This is a genomic window from Streptomyces sp. NPDC025784 (assembly GCF_055558435.1).
This window is the reverse complement of the sequence record NZ_JBVHMN010000003.1, coordinates 119,030-137,473: the sequence shown is the minus strand read 5'-3', so window position 1 is coordinate 137,473 and position 18,444 is coordinate 119,030. Positions and strand designations below refer to the sequence as shown.

At 73.6% G+C, this 18,444-nt stretch carries 14 protein-coding genes, 2 tRNA genes and 1 pseudogene; 14 read left to right on the top strand and 3 right to left on the bottom strand.

Translation table 11 applies throughout. The annotated features are described in order from the left end of the window. The first annotated feature begins 78 nt into the window (after positions 1 to 78). From ACZ4IF_RS10160 to ACZ4IF_RS10130, 7 genes and pseudogenes are all read left to right on the top strand, one after another. Positions 79 to 1,323 carry an acyl-CoA dehydrogenase family protein gene (locus ACZ4IF_RS10160; RefSeq protein ID WP_467561313.1) on the top strand — a complete coding sequence of 415 codons (1,245 nt, stop codon included), beginning with the start codon at positions 79 to 81 and terminating at the stop codon, positions 1,321 to 1,323. Further along, a complete protein-coding gene (locus tag ACZ4IF_RS10155; RefSeq protein ID WP_467561311.1) occupies positions 1,320 to 2,324 on the top strand; it encodes a bifunctional MaoC family dehydratase N-terminal/OB-fold nucleic acid binding domain-containing protein in 1,005 nt (334 codons plus the stop codon). The genes ACZ4IF_RS10160 and ACZ4IF_RS10155 overlap by 4 nt, the downstream gene beginning before the upstream one ends. A gap of 1 nt (position 2,325) precedes the next feature. Beyond that, on the top strand, positions 2,326 to 3,387 hold the full coding sequence (locus ACZ4IF_RS10150) for an acyl-CoA dehydrogenase family protein (RefSeq protein ID WP_467561309.1): 1,062 nt from the start codon (positions 2,326 to 2,328) through the stop codon (positions 3,385 to 3,387). Next, positions 3,384 to 3,764 (top strand): annotated as a pseudogene (locus ACZ4IF_RS10145) (MaoC family dehydratase); the annotation flags it as partial. The gene ACZ4IF_RS10150 and the pseudogene ACZ4IF_RS10145, both read left to right, overlap by 4 nt. A 158-nt stretch (positions 3,765 to 3,922) precedes the next feature. After that, on the top strand, positions 3,923 to 5,089 hold the full coding sequence (locus ACZ4IF_RS10140) for a lipid-transfer protein (RefSeq protein WP_467561307.1): 1,167 nt from the start codon (positions 3,923 to 3,925) through the stop codon (positions 5,087 to 5,089). Positions 5,090 to 5,516: 427 nt separating this feature from the next. Further along, a complete protein-coding gene (locus ACZ4IF_RS10135; protein ID WP_467561305.1) occupies positions 5,517 to 6,080 on the top strand; it encodes a SigE family RNA polymerase sigma factor in 564 nt (187 codons plus the stop codon). Between the two features lie 162 nt (positions 6,081 to 6,242). Next, a complete protein-coding gene (locus ACZ4IF_RS10130; RefSeq protein WP_467561303.1) occupies positions 6,243 to 7,898 on the top strand; it encodes a long-chain fatty acid--CoA ligase in 1,656 nt (551 codons plus the stop codon). Positions 7,899 to 8,010: 112 nt separating this feature from the next. Here the strand turns inward: ACZ4IF_RS10130 and ACZ4IF_RS10125 are convergent, their stop codons facing one another. Together ACZ4IF_RS10125 and ACZ4IF_RS10120 are read right to left on the bottom strand one after the other, a co-directional pair. Next, positions 8,011 to 12,135 carry a hybrid sensor histidine kinase/response regulator gene (locus tag ACZ4IF_RS10125; protein WP_467561301.1) on the bottom strand — a complete coding sequence of 1,375 codons (4,125 nt, stop codon included), beginning with the start codon at positions 12,133 to 12,135 and terminating at the stop codon, positions 8,011 to 8,013. 279 nt (positions 12,136 to 12,414) lie between these two features. After that, on the bottom strand, positions 12,415 to 12,951 hold the full coding sequence (locus ACZ4IF_RS10120) for an SSI family serine proteinase inhibitor (RefSeq protein WP_467561299.1): 537 nt from the start codon (positions 12,949 to 12,951) through the stop codon (positions 12,415 to 12,417). 254 nt (positions 12,952 to 13,205) lie between these two features. Between ACZ4IF_RS10120 and ACZ4IF_RS10115 the strand changes: the two genes are divergently transcribed. From ACZ4IF_RS10115 to ACZ4IF_RS10105, 3 genes are all read left to right on the top strand, one after another. Next, positions 13,206 to 13,296: transfer RNA gene (locus ACZ4IF_RS10115), tRNA-Ser, on the top strand. A gap of 226 nt (positions 13,297 to 13,522) precedes the next feature. After that, positions 13,523 to 13,595, top strand: a tRNA-Arg gene (locus tag ACZ4IF_RS10110). 251 nt (positions 13,596 to 13,846) lie between these two features. Further along, on the top strand, positions 13,847 to 14,935 hold the full coding sequence (locus ACZ4IF_RS10105; RefSeq protein WP_467561297.1) for a DUF1152 domain-containing protein: 1,089 nt from the start codon (positions 13,847 to 13,849) through the stop codon (positions 14,933 to 14,935). Between the two features lie 6 nt (positions 14,936 to 14,941). Here the strand turns inward: ACZ4IF_RS10105 and ACZ4IF_RS10100 are convergent, their stop codons facing one another. Next, a complete protein-coding gene (locus tag ACZ4IF_RS10100) occupies positions 14,942 to 15,424 on the bottom strand; it encodes a MarR family winged helix-turn-helix transcriptional regulator (RefSeq protein WP_467561295.1) in 483 nt (160 codons plus the stop codon). Between the two features lie 95 nt (positions 15,425 to 15,519). On the opposite strand from ACZ4IF_RS10100, the gene ACZ4IF_RS10095 reads away from it, so the two are divergent. The 4 genes from ACZ4IF_RS10095 (at position 15,520) to ACZ4IF_RS10080 (ending at position 18,384) form a co-directional block, all read left to right on the top strand. Next, the gene (locus ACZ4IF_RS10095) at positions 15,520 to 15,900 is read left to right on the top strand and encodes an HGxxPAAW family protein (RefSeq protein WP_467561293.1); all 381 of its coding nucleotides are present in this window, start codon (positions 15,520 to 15,522) and stop codon (positions 15,898 to 15,900) included. Positions 15,901 to 15,947: 47 nt separating this feature from the next. Next, the gene (locus ACZ4IF_RS10090) at positions 15,948 to 16,820 is read left to right on the top strand and encodes a DUF2797 domain-containing protein (protein ID WP_467561291.1); all 873 of its coding nucleotides are present in this window, start codon (positions 15,948 to 15,950) and stop codon (positions 16,818 to 16,820) included. A gap of 240 nt (positions 16,821 to 17,060) precedes the next feature. Further along, complete coding sequence (locus ACZ4IF_RS10085) at positions 17,061 to 17,411, top strand: antibiotic biosynthesis monooxygenase family protein (protein ID WP_426677152.1); 351 nt, start codon at positions 17,061 to 17,063, stop codon at positions 17,409 to 17,411. 136 nt (positions 17,412 to 17,547) lie between these two features. Beyond that, positions 17,548 to 18,384: an amidohydrolase family protein gene (locus tag ACZ4IF_RS10080; RefSeq protein WP_467561770.1), complete on the top strand. Its 837-nt coding sequence runs from the start codon at positions 17,548 to 17,550 to the stop codon at positions 18,382 to 18,384. The last annotated feature ends 60 nt before the right edge of the window (positions 18,385 to 18,444 follow it).

Below are 18,444 nucleotides of genomic sequence, written 5' to 3'. Positions count from 1 at the left end.
TCCCGGCCTTGACACTCCGCAGCATCTGACGGACAGTCAGAAACCCTTGTCCGTGCGAGGCCCGGGAGGGCAGCCGCCGTGCACCTCGCCCCCACCGAGCGCCAGCAGCGGCTGCGCGCCGAACTCCGTACGTATTTCAGGGATCTGATGCCCGAAGGGCCACCGCCCGCCGACGACCCCGGACGGCAGCGGGCGGTCCTGCGCCGCATCGGCGCGGACGGACTGCTCGGGCTCGGCTGGCCGGCCGCGTACGGGGGGCAGGGGCGGGGCGCCGACGAGCAGTTCGTGTTCTTCGACGAGGCCTACCGTGCCGGCGCGCCCGTGTCGATGGTCACCCTGAACACGGTCGGGCCGACGCTCATGAAGTACGGGAGCGAGGAGCAGAAGGCCTACTTCCTTCCGCGCATCCTGAGCGGCGACCTCGTCTTCGCCATCGGCTACTCGGAGCCCTCGGCGGGGACGGACCTCGCCTCCCTGCGCACGCGGGCCGTGCGGGTGGACGGGGCCGCGAGCCCCGGACCGGGAGACGGCGGTGTCCGTGCGGTCGGGGAAGGCGGCGTGCACGGGCGCGGGGAGGCCGGCGGCGACTGGATCGTCGACGGCCAGAAGATCTTCACCTCCAACGCCCAGAACGCCGACTGGATCTGGCTCGCCTGCCGGACCGACCCGGACGCCCCCAAGCACCGGGGCATCTCGATCCTCCTCGTGCCGACGGACGCGCCCGGCTTCTCCTGGACCCCGATCGAGACGGTGGGCGGACAGACGACCACCGCCACGTACTACGACGGCATCCGCGTGCCTGCCGCACACCTCGTCGGCGAGGAGAACGGCGGCTGGGCGCTGATCACCAGCCAGCTCAACCACGAACGCGTCGCGCTCGCCGCGATCGGGATGCAGGCCGAGGACTTCTACACGGCGGCGCTGGAGGCGGCGCGTACACCCGATCCGGTGACCGGTCGGCGCCGGATTGACGAGCCGTGGGTGCGGTCGAGGCTGGCCGAGGCGCATGTCCGGCTGGCCGCGACACGCCTGCTCAACTGGCGTTTGGTGGGGGATGCGGGGGCCGGCGGACCGGCTCCCGGCGACGCGAGCGGCGTGAAGGTGATGGGAACCGAATCCGCAGTGGCGGTGTACCGAATGTGTCAGGAGATCGTCGGAGAGCGAGCGCTCGTGCGCTCCGGCTCGCCAGGAGCCTTCGAGGGCGGCGGGCTGGAGCGGATGAACAGGGCGGCGCAGATCAACACGTTCGGGGGCGGGGTGAGCGAGGTGCAGCGGGAGATCGTGGCGACGATGCGGCTCGGGATGAAGAGGGGGCGGCGGTGAGCGGGGAGCAGGGGAAGCGGGCCGAGTCGCGGGCAGGGGACCGGTCGGACGGTCCGGACGAGCTGTACGGGCGGCTCAAGGCGTACGAGGGCCGGGTGGCCGCCGTCGCGGCCGTCGGCAAGGACCGGGTCAACGAGGCGATGATCCGCCACTGGTGCGAGGCGATGGGCGACACCAACCCGGCGTACGAAGGGCCGGACGCCGTCGCGCCGCCCACCATGCTCCAGGCGTGGACGATGGGCGGCCTGTCCGGGCACACGGGCCGCTCGGAAGCGTTCGACGAGCTGCTCGGACTGCTCGACGACGCCGGGTACACCTCGGTGGTCGCCACCGACTGCGAGCAGGAGTATCTGCGTCCGCTGCGCCCCGGGGACGAGATCACCTTCGACGCGGTGATCGAGTCGGTCTCCGAGCGCAAGACGACCAGGCTGGGGACGGGCCACTTCGTCACGACCCGGATGGATGTGAAGGCGGGCGGCGACCCCGCCGGGACACACCGGTTCCGCATCCTGAAGTACGCGCCCGCCCACCGCACACCGAGGGGCAGGCGCCCCCGACCGGTGGTGAACCGGGACAACGCCGGGTTCTGGGAGGGCGTCGGGCGCCACCGCCTGCTGATCCAGCGGTGCACGGGCTGCCGAGCGCTGCGCTTCCCCTGGCTGCCGGGATGCAACGCGTGCGGCTGCCCGGAGTGGGACACGGTCGAGGCGAGCGGAGAGGGGACCGTGTATTCGTACGTCGTCATGCACCATCCGCCCTTCCCCGCCTTCGACCCTCCCTATGCGGTCGGCCTGATCGAGCTCGCCGAGGGAGTGCGGATCGTCAGCAATGTGGTGGGCGTGCCGCACGACAAGGTGCGGATCGGAATGCCCGTGCGGCTCGAGTTCCAGCGCTGTGACGAGGAGCTGGAGCTGCCGGTCTTCCGGGCCGGCGTGGTCGACGGCGCCGTGGCCGGCGACGGGTCGGCCCGTGGCGCTGTGACCGCGAGCGGGGCGAGCTGACATGGACTTCGCACCCACCGAGGAGCAGACGGCCGCCCGTGACCTGGCCGCCCGGATCTTCACCGACCTGTCCACCCCCGAGCGGCTCGCCGCGGCCGGGACCGGAAGCGATCCCGAACTGTGGAAGGAGCTGTGCGCGGCCGGACTGGTGGCGGCCGTCGGGGAGACGGGGCTGCTCGGCCTGGTGCTCCTGCTGGAGGAGCAGGGACGCACCACGGCCCAGGTGCCGTTCGCGGCGAGCTGCGTCCACGGGCTCCTCGCGATCTCGGCGCACGGTTCGAGGGAGCAGCGCGACCGTCTGCTGCCGGCCGTCGCCGACGGGACGGTGGTGGTGACCGGCGCGCTCTTCGGGCCCTCGGCCGTGCGGGAGACAGCAGGGCGGCCGGCCGGGGTCGTCCCGGTCGTGCCCTGGCTGCGGGATGCCACCCATGTCCTGGTCGCCGACGACCGGCGCCGGCTGTGGCTGGTGCGCACCGCAGACGCCCGGTGCCGCCCCGTGGAGCTGACGGCGCCCTGGTCGGCGGGGCGGCTGACCCTGGACGGCACCCCGGGCGAGCGACTGGGCGGCGAGGGCGCGTACGACGACGTGCTCGCCACCGCCCGCACCGCCTTCGCCGGTCTCCAGGCCGGGGTCTGCGCGGGGTCGCTGGCGCGTGCCGTGGAGCACACCAACGCGCGCGAGCAGTTCGGCCGCCCGCTCGCCGCCAGGCAGGGAGTGCAACTCCGCGCGGCCGACGCCCACATGGACACCGAGGCGATACGGGTGACGGCGTACGAGGCGGCCTGGCGACGGGACGCGGGGCTGGCGTACGCCACGCACGCCCTGACCGCCGCATGGTGGGCGTCCGAGGCGGGCCACCGGGTCGTGCACACGGGCCAGCATCTGCACGGCGGGGCGGGGGCCGACGTGGAGCACCCCGTGCACCGGCACTTCCTGTGGGGGCGCCAGCTGGACGCATATCTGGGATGCGGCGGCGAAGTGCTCCAGGAACTGGGCGAGTTGATCGCCGCCGAGGGAGTACAGGCCGCGCGGGCCGTGGGAGACGGGGAGGGAGAGGGATGAAAGGCGGCGACCGACTGCCACCGTTGGAGATCGACATCACGCGCACGCTGATCGTCGCGGGCGCCATCGCGTCCCGCGACTACCAGGACGTGCACCACGACGCGGAGCTGGCGAGGGCGAAGGGCTCGCCGGACATCTTCATGAACATCCTGACGACCAACGGCCTGGTCGGACGGTACGTCACGGATCACTTCGGCCCGTCCGCCGTCCTGCGCAAGGTGGTCATACGGCTCGGCGCACCCAACTACCCGGGGGACACCATGGTGCTGACCGGCACGGTCGAGGAGGTCGACGGCGACACCGCCACGGTCAAGGTCGTCGGAGCCAACGGCATCGGCAAGCACGTCACCGGCACGGTGACCGTGGCGCTTCCCGAGACGGGCCGTCCGGGCAGCGCCACGGCCTCGGGCACCGGCACCGCCCTGGGCGCCGGCATCCGCCCGGGCACCGGCACCGCCTCGGACGCCGGACCCGGCCCTGGCCCGGACGTCGGCCCCGGATCCGCCGGTGCCCCGGTCTCCGAGGGAGGCGTGTCGTGAGCGTGCGCGGACGGGACGCTCTCGGCGGCCGGGCGGCGATCGTCGGGATCGGGGCCACCGAGTTCTCCAAGGACTCGGGGCGCAGTGAGCTGAGGCTCGCGGTGGAGGCGGTGCGGGTCGCGCTCGACGACGCCGGCCTGACGCCGGGCGACGTGGACGGCCTGGTCACGTTCACCATGGACACCAGCCCGGAGATCACCGTCGCCCAGGCGGCCGGCATGGGAGAGCTGTCCTTCTTCTCGCGGATCCACTACGGCGGCGGGGCGGCCTGCGCGACCGTCCAGCAGGCGGCGCTCGCCGTGGCGTCCGGGGTGGCCGAGGTGGTGGTCTGCTACCGGGCGTTCAACGAGCGGTCGGGCAGGCGGTTCGGGTCCGGGGTGCAGCAGCGGGAGCCCTCCGCGGAGGGGGCCGCGCTGGGCTGGTCCCTCCCGTTCGGACTGCTCACACCCGCCTCCTGGGTGGCGATGGCGGCCCAGCGGTACCTGCACGCGTACGGGCTGACGCCCGAGGCGTTCGGACATGTCGCCGTGATGGACCGCAAGTACGCGGCGACTAACCCCGCGGCGTACTTCCACGGCAGACCGATCACCCTCGCCGAGCACGCTGCCTCGCGGTGGATCGTCGAGCCACTGCGACTGCTGGACTGCTGTCAGGAGACGGACGGCGGCCAGGCGCTGGTGATCACCTCCGTGGAGCGGGCCCGTGACCTGCCACGCCCCCCGGCGGTGATCTCGGCCGCCGCCCAGGGCGCGGGCCGGGCCCAGGAGCAGATGACCAGCTTCTATCGGGACGACCTGACGGGGCTGCCGGAGATGGGCGTGGTGGCCCGGCAGTTGTGGCGGACGGCCGGGCTGAGTCCCGCGGACATCGACGTGGGGATCCTGTACGACCACTTCACGCCGTTCGTGCTGATGCAGCTGGAGGAGTTCGGGTTCTGCAAACCGGGCGAGGCGGCGGATCTCGTCGCCGAGGAGCGGCTCCCGCTGAATACGCACGGGGGCCAGCTCGGTGAGGCGTATCTGCACGGGATGAACGGAGTGGCGGAGGCGGTCCGGCAGGTGCGGGGCTCGTCGGTGAACCAGATACCGGGGGCGGGCCGTGTCCTGGTCACCGCCGGGACCGGGGTCCCGACCTCGGGGCTGATCCTGAGTACGGACACCTGAGGGGTTCCGCCGGGGTGCGCCCCGCGGTCGGGGGTGCGCCGGCCTGGGGCGGTGCCGGGGGACGCCCGTGTCGGGTCAGGTCCGCTCCGAGGTGGGCCCAGGGCTCGGAGCCGGGCGGCGTCGGAGCGGGTACTTCCAGGGGCGGGCCGGGGGTTCGGCGCGGAATGGCGTCGGGGCAGGCCCCGGGACCGGTGCGAGGCGGCATCGGGGCAGGTCCGGGGCCCGGCGCACGGCCCACGGGCGCAGGCGCGTACCGCGCTCCCCTACTGCGGCCGGAGGCGTCCCTCAGGGATGAACCCTCAGGGGACGTGCCCGCTCGTCCACCTTCAGGAGGTGAGGTCAGCCCCACTCCTACAACCTGAGGCGGACACGGCTTCGGGACCTCCGGCCGATCCGCGGGAGTAGGGGGCGAACCTAGCGTGGAGCCATGACCACACCCGTCTGCACCAGCGCTTCGGACGCCGCCACACCGGCGAGGCAGACCCGTCCGTACGCGCCGTACCCGTCGTTCGCGTCGTACGTGAAGGCCCGCCAGCCGGTGCTCCTGCGTACCGCCCGCTCGCTGACCGCGAACCCGAGCGACGCGGAGGACCTGCTGCAGACCGCCCTGACGAAGACATACGTCGCCTGGGACCGGATCGAGGACCATCGGGCGCTGGACGGCTATGTGCGGCGCGCGCTGCTGAACACGCGGACGTCGCAGTGGCGCAAGCGCAAGGTCGACGAGTTCGCCTGCGACGAACTGCCGGAGCCGGAGGTGCTGTCCACGGGGGACCCGGCCGAACAGCAGGCGCTGCACGACGCGATGTGGCGGGCGATCACCAAGCTGCCGGCGCGGCAGCGGGCGATGGTCGTCCTGCGGTACTACGAGGACCTGAGCGAGGCCCAGACGGCGGAGGTGCTCGGGGTCTCCGTCGGGACGGTCAAGTCGGCGGTGTCGCGTGCGCTGGGCAAGCTCCGTGAGGACCCCGAGCTCAGCCCGGTGCGCTGAGCGGAGGCGCGCGACCCATACGTGACGTGCGCTGAGAGGAAGCGTGCGACCAATACGTGACGCGATCGATCGCCCGGACCTAGTGACATACCGCGCGGTATGTGCGCAGAATCAGCGCAACCCTTACTGCCGCGTAGGCAATGTCGCCCCCGGGAGGACGCCGTGCTGAGCACGATGCAGGACGTACCGCTGACCGTGACCCGCATTCTCGTGCACGGAGTGCTCGTGCACGGGACGTCGCAGATCACGACCTGGACGGGGGAGGGCGAACCCCAGCGGCGCAGTTTCCGTGAGGCCGGTACGCGTGCCGTCCAGCTCGCCAACGCCCTGCGTGACGACCTCGGTGTGACGGGCGACGAGCGGGTCGCGACGCTGATGTGGAACAACGCCGAGCACGTCGAGGCGTACTTCGCGATCCCCTCGATGGGCGCGGTCCTGCACACGCTGAACCTCCGTCTCCCCGCCGAGCAGCTCGTCTTCATCGTCAACCACGCCGCCGACCGCGTGGTCATCGTCAACGGCTCGCTGCTTCCGCTCCTCGCCCCGCTCCTCCCCCACCTGCCGACCGTCGAGCACGTGGTCGTCTCGGGCCCCGGTGACCGCTCGCTGCTCGACGGCGCGAACGTGCGGGTGCACGAGTACGAGGAGCTGATCGCCGGGAAGCCGACCACGTACGACTGGCCGGAGATCGACGAGCGGCAGGCCGCGGCGATGTGTTACACCTCCGGCACCACCGGGGACCCGAAGGGCGTCGTCTACTCCCACCGTTCGATCTACCTGCACTCCATGCAGGTCAACATGGCCCAGTCGATGGGGCTCACCGACCGCGACACCTCGCTCGTCGTGGTCCCGCAGTTCCACGTCAACGCCTGGGGTCTGCCGCACGCCACCTTCATGACCGGCATCAACATGCTGATGCCGGACCGCTTCCTCCAGCCGGGGCCGCTCGCCGAGATGATCGAGAGCGAGAAGCCGACGCACGCCGCGGCCGTCCCCACCATCTGGCAGGGCCTGCTCACGGAACTCCGGACCAAGCCCCGTGACGTCTCCTCGCTCACCCAGGTCACGATCGGCGGCTCGGCCTGCCCGCCCTCCCTCATGGAGGCCTTCGACGACCTCGGCATGCGGGTCTGCCACGCCTGGGGCATGACCGAGACCTCGCCGCTCGGCACGATCGCCCGGCCTCCGGCGCACGCCGTGGGCACGGACGAGGAGTTCGGCTACCGGCTCACCCAGGGCCGCTTCCCCGCCGGCGTCGAGGCCCGCCTCACCGGCCCCGGTGGCGAACGGCTCCCCTGGGACGGCGAGTCCGCCGGCGAGCTGGAGGTGCGGGGCCCCTGGATCGCGGGCGCGTACTACGGCGGACAGGGCGCCGAACCGCTGCGTCCCGCCGACAAGTTCAGCGAGGACGGGTGGCTCAAGACCGGTGACGTCGGCACGATCAGCGCGGACGGCTTCCTGACGCTCACCGACCGGGCCAAGGACGTCATCAAGTCGGGCGGCGAGTGGATCTCCTCGGTGGACCTGGAGAACGCCCTCATGTCCCACCCGGACGTCGCCGAGGCCGCCGTCGTCGCCGTCCCCGACGAGAAGTGGGGCGAGCGGCCGCTGGCCACCGTCGTCCTGAGGGCGGGTTCCACCGCCGACTTCGAGACCCTGCGCGGCTTCCTCGCCGAGGAGGGGAAGATCGCCAAGTGGCAGCTCCCGGAGCGCTGGACGATCATCGAGTCGGTCCCGAAGACCAGCGTCGGCAAGTTCGACAAGAAGGTGCTCCGCAGGCAGTACGCGGAGGGTGAGCTGGACGTGACCCAGCTCTGACACACACGCAGGCCGGGCCGGGAGTCACGACTCCCGGCCCGGCCTGCGTCGTGTCCCGGCCCGGGTCTGTCCTGGCCGGCGCGGCGGCCCGTCGGTGCGGGCCGCCGGAAGGTCAGTTGGTGCCGATCTTCGCGAGGAGCTCGACGATCCGGTCCTGCACCTCCGCGCTCGTCGAGCGCTCGGCGAGGAACAGCACCGTCTCGCCCGCGGCCAGGCGCGGCAGTTCGGCCTGGTCGAAGGCGGCGGTGTAGACGACGAGCGGAGTGCGGTTCAACTGGCCGTTGGCGCGCAGCCAGTCGATGATCCCGGCGCGTCGCCGCTGTACCTGCATCAGGTCCATCACCACGAGGTTCGGCCGCATCTGCGAGGCCAGCGTGACGGCGTCCGCGTCCGTCGACGCCCGGGCGACCTGCATGCCGCGCCGCTCCAGCGTCGCGGTCAGCGCCAGCGCTATCTCCGCGTGCTCCTCGATCAGCAGCACGCGCGGCGGGTGCTGATCGGAGTCCCGGGGGGCCAACGCCTTGAGGAGCACGGCGGGATCGGCGCCGTAGGCCGCCTCGCGCGTCGCCTGGCCGAGCCCGGCCGTCACGAGGACGGGCACCTCGGCGGCGACGGCCGCCTGACGCAGCGACTGCAACGCCGTCCGCGTGATCGGTCCGGTCAGCGGGTCCACGAAGAGCGCGGCCGGGAAGGCGGCGATCTGCGCGTCGACCTCCTCCCGGGAGTGCACGACGACGGGCCGGTAGCCGCGGTCGCTCAGCGCCTGCTGCGTGGTGACGTCGGGTGCGGGCCACACGAGCAGCCGGCGCGGGTTGTCCAGCGGCTCCGGGGGCAGTTCGTCGTCCATCGGCCGCGGCTGCGGCGGGTCGGCGATCTCGACCGCACCGCCCGGGCCGTCGAGCGGCTCGGGGCCCTCGTCGGCGTTCTCGTCCGGTGCTCCTATGGCGTACGACCGTCCGGCACCCTCGGTGGCTCCCGGCCGTCGGGCCGCCGGGCCCTGGCCGCCCTGCGGGTGCGGCCGTGCGCCCGTCTCCGGACGCTCCGCGGCGGGCTCGGGCGGTGTGCCGAGCTTGCGGCGGCGACCCGAGCCGTTGGTCTGGTGCGGGGGCGGCGTGGCCGTCTGGGACGGCGCCGGCGCCTGGGCGCCCGGCCGGCTCGGGGCGGGCTGCCGGGTGAACGGGACGCCCTGACCGAGCGTGCGCACGCTTATGGCGCGGCCCTGCGTCGAGTTGGGGTCGACCGGTGCCGCGGCCTCGGCGGGCAGCGGCTGGGCGGCGCGCGGCTGGACCGGGCGCTCAGGAGGCAGCGGGGTACCCGCGGCGGGGGTCGCACGGGCCGCGTCCGGCGCGGGGAGCGCCTCGGACGCGGGCGGCACCGGGGTGCCGCCGGCCGGAGTGCCCGCGGCGTCGTCGGAGTGCGCGTCGGGCCACGCCGGCGGGGCAGCGGCCTGCACCGCGGTGGCGGGCTGCGGCCGCGCTGCGGTACCCCCGGCCGGAGTGCCCGCGGCGGGAGTGGCCTGGGCGGCAGCGGTCTGCGGCATCTGTGCGGGAACCGGCTGCCCGGCGGCGTCGGCAGCCACCGCCCCGGGAACGCCCTGCGCGGGAACACCCGGCACCGGCACGGCCTGCCCGGGAGCCACCTGGGCCGGACCTCCCTGCGCCGGGGTCCCCGTCGGCTCCGGCCGGTCACCGGCCGAACGGGCCCGACGCCGGCCGGTGGGCGCGGAGACGGGGTGCGGCTGCGGCGGCGTGTGATCGTCGGCAGGGTCGTGCGCCATCACGTCATGACGGCCGTCGTCGGCCTGTGCGCGGCCGGCGGCGACGCTCGCGGCGTACTGCGCCTGCGCCTGGGCCTCGGCCTGGACGTACTCGGGAGAGCGGTCCGCCTCCGCGGGCGGCAGCGCGAACACCGTACGGGCGCCCGCGTCCTGGGTCGCGGCACGCTCGGCCGCGGCGGCCAGCGCACGACGGCGCCGCCCGGTCGGCTGCGCCGCGTCCGCGGCCGTGGCGGCCGGCTCCTGCGCGGCCGCAGCGTCGGGCGCGCTCGGTGCCGCGGGCAACGCCGCGGGAAGCGCGTGCTGTTCGCCGTCCCGGCGCGCGCGCCGCCCTGAGGGCACGGGCACACCCTGCGGAGGCACCGTCCCGCCCAGCCCCGTGCCCGCGGCGGCGGTCCCCGCCGCGTGCTCGGCAGCGGTCACGACCGCGCCCTCCGAGACGTCGTCCGTGGCGCCCGGGCCCGTGCCCTCGACGGGACTCGGCCGGCCGCGTCGCCGGCCGGTGCCGCCGGAACCGGCCGCACCGGCGTCACCGGGGCCCTCGACCGCCGTCCCCTGCGCGGGAACGGACACCTCGCCGGCCTCCTGCTCCTCGGCCGTACGCCGGCGGCGACGACCGGTGGGCGCGGAATCACCGGCCTCGGCCGCGGGTGCGGACCCCGCCGCCACCTCGCTCTCCAGGAAGGCGTCCACGGAGGACCGCCGGGCCCGCCGCCTGCCACCGCCCTGGGGCGCTGCCTGCTCGGGAATGGCGACCTCGGCGCCGGGCGCGTCCGCGGCCCGCCCGGCCGGAACCGCCCCCGCGCCACCGCCGATCGGCACCTCCAGGACGAACGCGCTGCCGCTCATCCCCGGCACCTCGTGCGTCTGGAGCACGCCACCGTGGGCGCGGACGATGCCGCGGACGATCGGCTCGTGCACCGGGTCTCCCCCGGCGTACGGGCCGCGCACCTCGATGCGGACGACCTCACCACGCTGCGCCGCCGCGACCACGACGGTGTTGTCCATGTAACCGCCCGCCGACACGGGCGCGTTGCCCGTCGCGTCGACCCCGGCCACGTCGGCGATGAGGTGCGCGAGGGCGTTCGCCAGCCGGGTCGGGTCGACCTCCGCCTCGATGGGCGGCGCGTGCACGGCGAACTGGACGCGGCCGGGCCCGATCAGGTCCACGGCACCCTCGACCCCGGCCGCGACGACCGCGTCGAGCATCACCTTCGTACGGGCGACCTCCTCGGCCCCGGAGTCGAGCCGCTGGTAGCCGAGCACGTTGTCGACGAGCGTCGTGATCCGCGAGTAGCCCGCGGCGAGGTGGTGCAGGACCTGGTTGGCCTCCGGCCACAATTGGCCGGCGTCGTCGGCGGCGAGCTTGGACAGTTCGCCGCGCAGCTGGTCCAGGGGGCCGCGCAGGGACTGGCCGAGCACGGCGAGCAGCTGCTCGTGGCGGGCGGCCAGCGCCTCGTACCGGTCCTTCTCGCGCTCGCCGAGCGCGGCGTAGCGCTCGTCGCCCGCGGCCAGTTCCTCCGCGTGCCGCTCCTGCTGCTCGGCCAGCTCGGCGGCGTGCTGCTCGCGCAGTGCCCCGAGCTCCTCGGCGTGCTCCTCGGCGTGCCGCCCGAGCTCCTCGGCGTGCCGGGTGGCCTCGGCGTCCTTCTCCTCGGCGAGCGTGTCGTACGGCCGCCGGTCGGTGAAGGTCATGACGGCGCCGACAAGCTGGTCGCCGTCGCGCACCGGAGCGGTCGTCAGGTCGACGGGCACCTTGTCCCCGGACTTCGACCACAGCACCTGCCCGCGCACCCGGTGCTTGCGCCCGGAGCGCAGGGTGTCGGCGAGCGGGGACTCCTCGTACGGGAAGCTCTCGCCGTCGGCGCGCGAGTGGAGGATGAGGGCGTGCAGGTCCTGGCCGCCGAGGTCGCTGGCCCGGTATCCGAGGATCTGGGCGGCGGCCGGGTTGACGAGGACGACCCGGCCGTCGGTGTCGGTGCCGACCACGCCCTCGGCCGCGGCCCGCAGGATCATCTCGGTCTGCCGTTGCGAACGCGCGAGTTCGGCCTCGGTGTCGACCGTGCCGGACAGATCGCGGACCACCAGCATGAGCAGCTCGTCGGCGGTGTAGCCGTAGCTGTCGTAGGCCTGCTGGCCGTTCTCCAGATTCGCACTGGTGACTTCGACCGGGAACTCGCTCCCGTCGGTCCGCCGCGCGATCATCCTGGTCGGCTTGGTCCGCCCGCTCTGGTCGATGGTGTCGGGCCGCCGCATCGAGCCGGGGATCAGCCGGGAGTCGAACTGCGGCAGCAGGTCGAGGAGTCCGCGGCCCACCAGAGCCGTGCCCGGGGCCTCGAAGGCCTCCAGGGCGATGGTGTTGGCGTTGACGACGGTCCCATTTGCGTTGACCAGCACCAACGCATCGGGCAGCGCGTCCAGTATGGCTGCGAGGCGAGCAGCGCCTCGGGATGGCCTGCTGCTCACGAGACGCTTCCTCCCTGTTACCGCACCTTGCCGACCGCGGATGCCATCTTGCCAACCGGCCCGCAGCGTGTCACGCGAGGGAGTCTACGGGCAGTGGTTGCGCTCGCGACGCCGGATGAGAGGGAGGTCGCACGCAGAACGGACGCAGAAGAGACGTAGAACCTGTGACCACGCATTTCGTCCCACTCCACCGGCGCTCCCGCTCCGGTTCGGGGTCCGGTCGTCCCTCGCCCGCCCGGACCGGCCGTGGGTCCGGCGGACGCCGGACCGTGGTTCCGGCTAGGGCCCCAGGCTGGGCAGCAACGGTACGAGACCGTCCCAGCGCCCGATCTCGCAGCCGTCCGTGCGGTCGAAGCGCGCGTCCACGGGGCGCCCGGCCCAGGTCCCGGTGACATGCGCGGTGGCGGGACCGCCGTACAGCATCGTGCACATCGTCCCGGGCCGCACGGGGGCGAAGGGGTCCTTGCCCCACGTGGTGTTCCGGTCCAGCTCGGCGCAGGCCTCGGCCGCGTCCGGGTGGCTGCCGCCGTTGGGGTGGCACCGCAGTTCGTACCTGCCGTCCGCGTCGCCGCCGGCGCCGTGGACGGTCACGGTCAGCCGGTCCCCGGAGTCCTCCTCCCGGGCGGGCGGGGGCATGAGGACCGGCCGCGCGTGGACCGGCGTGCCGTGCGAGGCCGGGCCCGGCGCGGACGTGGCGGCCGGCACGGCGGACACGGTGAGCACCGTGGGCACGGCCGGCACGGCGGCGGAAGCGGCCGGTGCGGTGGAGAGCGCGGCGGCGGACGCGGCGGCGGTGAGAACGATTCGGTGGAGCATGCACTGTCTAACGCGGGGCGCCCCGCACGGTTGCGCGCCGATCCGGTCATGCGGCCGACAGACGTCCGCGGCCGCCCCTCCCGGGTGTCCGTTCCCGGCCCCGCCGGGTTCTTCGCCGCGACACCCGTGTCCACGTCATACGGGCTTTGCTCTGCGGCCTGCCTGCCTAGTACCGTGGGGGGCGATTGGTGACACCGCGCTCGACTGTGTCATCATCTGCACGCACCACTCGCGCTCGCGCGGGCGGCTGTGCGGGAGGCGTCGCCTAGTCCGGTCTATGGCGCCGCACTGCTAATGCGGTTTGGGCCTTAAAGCCCATCGAGGGTTCAAATCCCTCCGCCTCCGCCTCAAGATCCGAAGCCCCGGTCCAGTTGGACCGGGGCTTCGGCGTTCATGCGTCCCGGACCATGGCCCCGGCGTGCCGGCGAAACGGCCCGGAAGGGCATTTGCCCAGCTCACAAGGGGTGCGGCAAACGGATTTCACATGGCGGCGGCAGTCATGTAATGTTCTTCCTGTCGCCGCGAGCGGGCCGAAAGGCCGGGGAGCGGAGGCGAAAGCACAACAGAACAAGCACTCGTAGCTTAACGGATAGAGCATCTGACTACGGATCAGAAGGTTGCAGGTTCGAATCCTGCCGAGTGCACATGAGCAAGAGGCCCCGGAGAGATCCGGGGCCTCTTGCGTTTCGGTGATCCGTCGCGCGGCGGGCCGGCCGGAAAGCGCGCGGACCGGCAGGAGAGCGCGACGGGAACCGCCGAGACCGCGGCGCCCGGAATACGGAGCGCGGGTACGGACCCGGCAGCGCCGGTGTGCCCCGGGGAGTGCCGGTGTGGGTCCCCGGACGGGGGGCGCCGAGCCGTGGAGGCCGGGCCGCACTGCTCGTAGGCTGAAGTCATGACGAGGCTGATCGTCGCAGCGGGAGGCGGGGGTGACGCCGTGGCCGCCGCGATGCTCGACGGCGCTCTGCACGGCGACGGGGACCGGGCGGTGATCCTCACGTACGCCTGGGACCGCCTGCTGAGCGACGCGGTGCCGGGCCCCCGCGGGCCGGACCGCTTCACCGGCCTCGAACGGCTCACCCCGGCGGTCCGGACCGTGCCGGGCGGGGCCCGCCCGATCGCCCCGGCGGGTTCCACGCTGCCGCGCCTGGCGGCCGCGCTCCCGCAGACGTTCGCGCTGATCGACCCGGAGCACGGCGCCGAGGGCATCACCCGCCAAGTCGAAGAGCTGATCAGCCATTTGGAGCCGGCCTCGATCGACCTTCTGGACGTCGGCGGGGACATCCTCGCCCGTGGCGACGAGCCGACGCTGCAGAGTCCCCTCGCCGACGCGCTGACCCTCGCGGCGTGCTGCCAGGTGAACGCGTCCGTACGGCTCCTGGTGGCGGGCCCCGGGCTGGACGGCGAACTTCCGCCCGATGAGCTGCGCGACCTGCTCGGTCCTGTCGTCCATACCTTCACGGCCGAGGACGTCGAGGCGGTCGGCACGGTCCTGGAATGGCACCCCTCCGAAGCGGCCGCGATGCTCGCGGCGACCGCCCGCGGAGTGCGCGGCGTCTGCGAGGCGGCGGGAGCCGGGCGCGCCGTGCCCCTCACCGACGAGGGCCCGACGGTCCATGAGGTGGACCTGGACGCCGCCCTCGCCCGCAGCCGGCTGGGCAGCGCGATCATGGAGACGGAGACCCTGCGCGAGGTCGAGGCGAGCAGCCGGGAGATCTGCGGTTTCTCGGAGATCGACCGTGAGCGGGAGAACGCCGCACGGCTCGGCGAGGAGCCGGCGGGGGAGCTCGATGCGCGCGTCCTGCTCGACCGGCTGGACCGGTTCGAGGAGCAGGCGCGTGACCGGGGGGTCACGCACGCGACGTTCGGCCGTCTCGCCGAGGTTCTGGGCCTCGGCGGCGCGCGGCACGACGAGCTCCGGCGGCTCCTGGCCGAGGAGCGCCCCGGGCGGTACGGACCGCCGCTGTGGCCGCTGTCGTCGTAGAAGCCGTCAGCCGTTCGGCTCGCGCAGCTCTTCCAGGTAGTCGCTCATCAGCGCGCCGGTGCGGGTGAACAGGTCGTCGAGCAGGGACAGTTCGTCGGGGGTGTACTCGGCGAGGAGCGCGTTCAGGCGGGTGTAGTACGGCTCGTAGAGCGCCGTGACGCGGGCGACGGCGTCGGGCTGTGCGGCGATGCGGACGCGGCGGCGGTCGGCGGGGTCGGGGCGGCGGGCGACGTAGCCGGCACGTTCGAGGCGGTTGAGGATGCCGGTGACGGCGCCGGTGGTGACATGGGCGCGTTCCGCGAGGTCGCCCGCCGTGAGCAGGTCGTCGCCCGCCTCCAGGACGAACCCGAAGCACGTGAGGTCGGTGACGTTCAGGTTCAGCCGCTGGGCCATCTCCTGCTGGCCGAACATGCTCGTCGCGATCAGGTGGTCCATCGCGGAGAGGGCCCGGGCCGGTGTCGCGGGCGGGCGCGGCGTGCCCTGAGCCATCGATATTCCCTTACGTCGTGAGAGGTTTAGGCGCTAAATTGCTTAGGTAGTGAGGTAGGTGTGAGTTTAGTCGTCACGGCATGAGGGGGTTGCGGATGAGCCAGTGGGACGAGGGGCACACGCTCGCGGGATGGACCGGGTTCGCCATCGCCACCGTCGGCGCGACGGGCAGCGGGCTGGGCCTCTGCACCGGCAGTGCCCTGGGGCTGTGGGGCGGGCTGGGGGCCGTACTGATCGGCGTGCTGACCACGTGGGCGCTGCATCTGGCCGGCTGGGGCAAGCCGCCCGGCCGTCGGCCCGTCGACGAGTGGGGCTGGCGGGTCAGGGACCTCGGCGCGCGGGAGGGACACCCGGGGTGTCTCGGCTGCCGGCTGGCGGGACGGGGGCGGCCCGCGGGGGTCCCCGCGCGGGTGAGCGGCGACGCGGGCCGGGACGGTACGGACACGGGTGAGGCCGTGACCGAGTCCGCTCTCTGACGGGCGGGCCGGGGCCGGTGTCAGTGGCGGCCTCTACTGTCGTTCGTGTGCGGCGGGTGTGGAGATGTTCGGGTCTGCGGTGGTCGGCGGACGGGCCCGTGCTGATGTGGGGCGGTGGGCAGGGGAGCCCGCTGGTCCGCGGTCGGCGGGTGGCGTTCGCCGTGCCGGACGGCGCCGCGCGCACATGCGTGGGGGCCCGGGGCCACGCGTGCCCGGTGCGGGCGGTCGTGCCGGGGCGGAGGACGGACGCCCGGTGCGAGGAGTGCGCCCGGCTGGAGCGGTCGCACTCCGTGGCCGCGGACACGATGGCCGACGACCCGCGGCCGTACCACGTGTATCTGGCGTGGTTCGGCCCCGGACTCGTCAAGGTGGGGATCACCAGGGTCGAGCGGGGCACCGCGCGCCTCCGGGAGCAGGGCGCCGTCACGTTCGGATGGCTGGGGCAGGGGCCCTTGATGGCCGCACGTCGCTCGGAGGAGCTGCTGCGGGCCGCGCTCAGGGTGCCCGACCGGATTCCGTACGCCGAGAAGCGGGCGGTGCGGTCGGCGCTGCCGGGGCCCGAGGAGAGGGTGGCCGAGATCCGCGATCTGCACGAGCGGGCGGGGCGGCTCGACGCCTGGCCCGAGTCGCTCCGGCGTCTGCCGTTCGAGCCCGTCGACCACACCGGCGTGTTCGGGCTCGCGGGGCTGCCGCCCGCGCAAGCCGTCGTGAGCGGGCTGGTCGCCGGGGGTGTGGTGAGCGGTGAGCTGCTCGCCGCCGCCGGCCCCGACCTGCATCTCGCGACCGAGCGCGGGGTCGCCGTGCTGGACACCCGGCTCATGACCGGCTGGGAACTGACCGCCGCCGCCGACGGGGAGACGGGACTGCGCGTTCCCGTAAGGGAGGTGAAGGACGACGGGGTGCAGGACGGTCTGTTCTGACGAGCGGCTGAGCCGGAGCCGGCGAGGGGCGGCGGGGGTCGACGGGGGGTGAAGTCGGCGCCGGAGCGGGAGCCCAGGGGCGGGGCGGGATCCCAGGGGGGGAGGGACTCGGGCGGATCCGGCAGGGGCGGGACGTTCCGGGGCGGACCGGGCGGGGGAATGGTCAAGACTTCGATCCCTTTCGGGTCCCGTACGGAAAGGCGCTGGACGGAGCCGGGCGCCCGACCCGAGAGTGGCGACATGAGCGATCACTTCGTTGCGCCTGTCGCCGCACATGAACCTCCTTACTACGCCGTCGTGTTCACCTCCGTGCGCACGGAGGACAACGACGGCTACGACGAGACCGGCGAGCGGCTGAGCGAGCTGGTGAAGGAGATCCCGGGCTTCCTCGGGGAGGACGCCGCCCGCACGCCCGGCGGACTCGGGGTCACCGTCGCCTACTTCCGCGACGAGGCGGCCATCGACGCGTGGCGGAACCACATGGAGCACCGGGCGGCGAAGAAGCGCGGCCGCGACCACTGGTACACGCGCTACACCCTGCACATCGCCAAGGTCGAGCACAGCCACGGGTTCGAGCGTGCCGGGCGGTAGCGGGCGGCGGGCCGGCGACGGCACACCGGGCGACATCACGGCCGGCGACGGCGGACTCCCGGCAGGCGGCCCCGGCGACGGCGCCGCCGCCCCGGCCGACGCCGCCGACGTCACACGGTTCTGGCGGCGCCTCGGCCTGCCCGGCCTCGTCGACGTGCACACCCACTTCATGCCCGACCGCGTGCTGCGCAAGGTGTGGGACTACTTCGACGGACTCGGCCCGCTGACCGGCGGCGTCGAGTGGCCGATCACCTATCGCGCGGACGAGGACGAACGGCTCGCGGTGATCAGGGCGTTCGGAGTGCGGGCCTTCACGGCCATGCTCTACCCGCACAAGCCCGGCATGGCCGAGTGGCTGAACTCCTGGGCCGTCGGCTTCGCCCGCCGCACCCCCGACTGCCTGCACACGGCGACCCTGTTCCCCGAGCCGGGCGTGGAGAGGTACGTACGGGAGGCGTTGGACGCGGGCGCACGGGTCTTCAAGGCACACGTGCAGGTCGGGGCGTACGACCCGGGCGACCCGCTCCTCGACCCGGCGTGGGGTGCACTGGCCGAGGCGGCCGTGCCCGTCGTGATGCACTGCGGGTCCGGACCCTCGCCCGGCAAGCACACCGGACCCGGCCCGGTCGCGGACGTCCTGGCGCGCCACCCGCGACTGCGGCTCGTCGTCGCGCACATGGGCATGCCGGAGTACGAGGACTTCCTCGACCTGGCCGAGCGGTACGAGGAGGTGCGGCTCGACACGACCATGGCGTTCACCGACTTCGCCGAACGGCTCGCACCCTTCCCGGACCGGGCACGCGACCGCCTCGCCGGCCTCGGCGACAAGGTGCTGCTGGGCAGCGACTTCCCCAACATCCCCTACCCGTACGCCCATCAGCTGCACGCCCTGGACCGGCTCGGACTGGGCGACGCGTGGCTGCGCGCGGTCTGCTGGGAGAACGGCGCACGCCTTTTCGCGATCGACCCGTGAACCGCACCGCCCGGAACAGCCGATGATCTTCCCAGGAGTTCCCTGAGAGACACCTGTGGG

Bases quoted from the DNA above. Each gene is read 5' to 3' on its own strand.
- ACZ4IF_RS10150 (WP_467561309.1), top strand. From the start codon at position 2,326: ATGGACTTCGCACCCACCGAGGAGCAGACGGCCGCCCGTGACCTGGCC.
- ACZ4IF_RS10135 (WP_467561305.1), top strand. From the start codon at position 5,517: ATGACCACACCCGTCTGCACCAGCGCTTCGGACGCCGCCACACCGGCG.
- ACZ4IF_RS10120 (WP_467561299.1), bottom strand. From the start codon at position 12,951: ATGCTCCACCGAATCGTTCTCACCGCCGCCGCGTCCGCCGCCGCGCTC.
- ACZ4IF_RS10105 (WP_467561297.1), top strand. From the start codon at position 13,847: ATGACGAGGCTGATCGTCGCAGCGGGAGGCGGGGGTGACGCCGTGGCC.
- ACZ4IF_RS10100 (WP_467561295.1), bottom strand. From the start codon at position 15,424: ATGGCTCAGGGCACGCCGCGCCCGCCCGCGACACCGGCCCGGGCCCTC.
- ACZ4IF_RS10095 (WP_467561293.1), top strand. From the start codon at position 15,520: ATGAGCCAGTGGGACGAGGGGCACACGCTCGCGGGATGGACCGGGTTC.
- ACZ4IF_RS10085 (WP_426677152.1), top strand. From the start codon at position 17,061: ATGAGCGATCACTTCGTTGCGCCTGTCGCCGCACATGAACCTCCTTAC.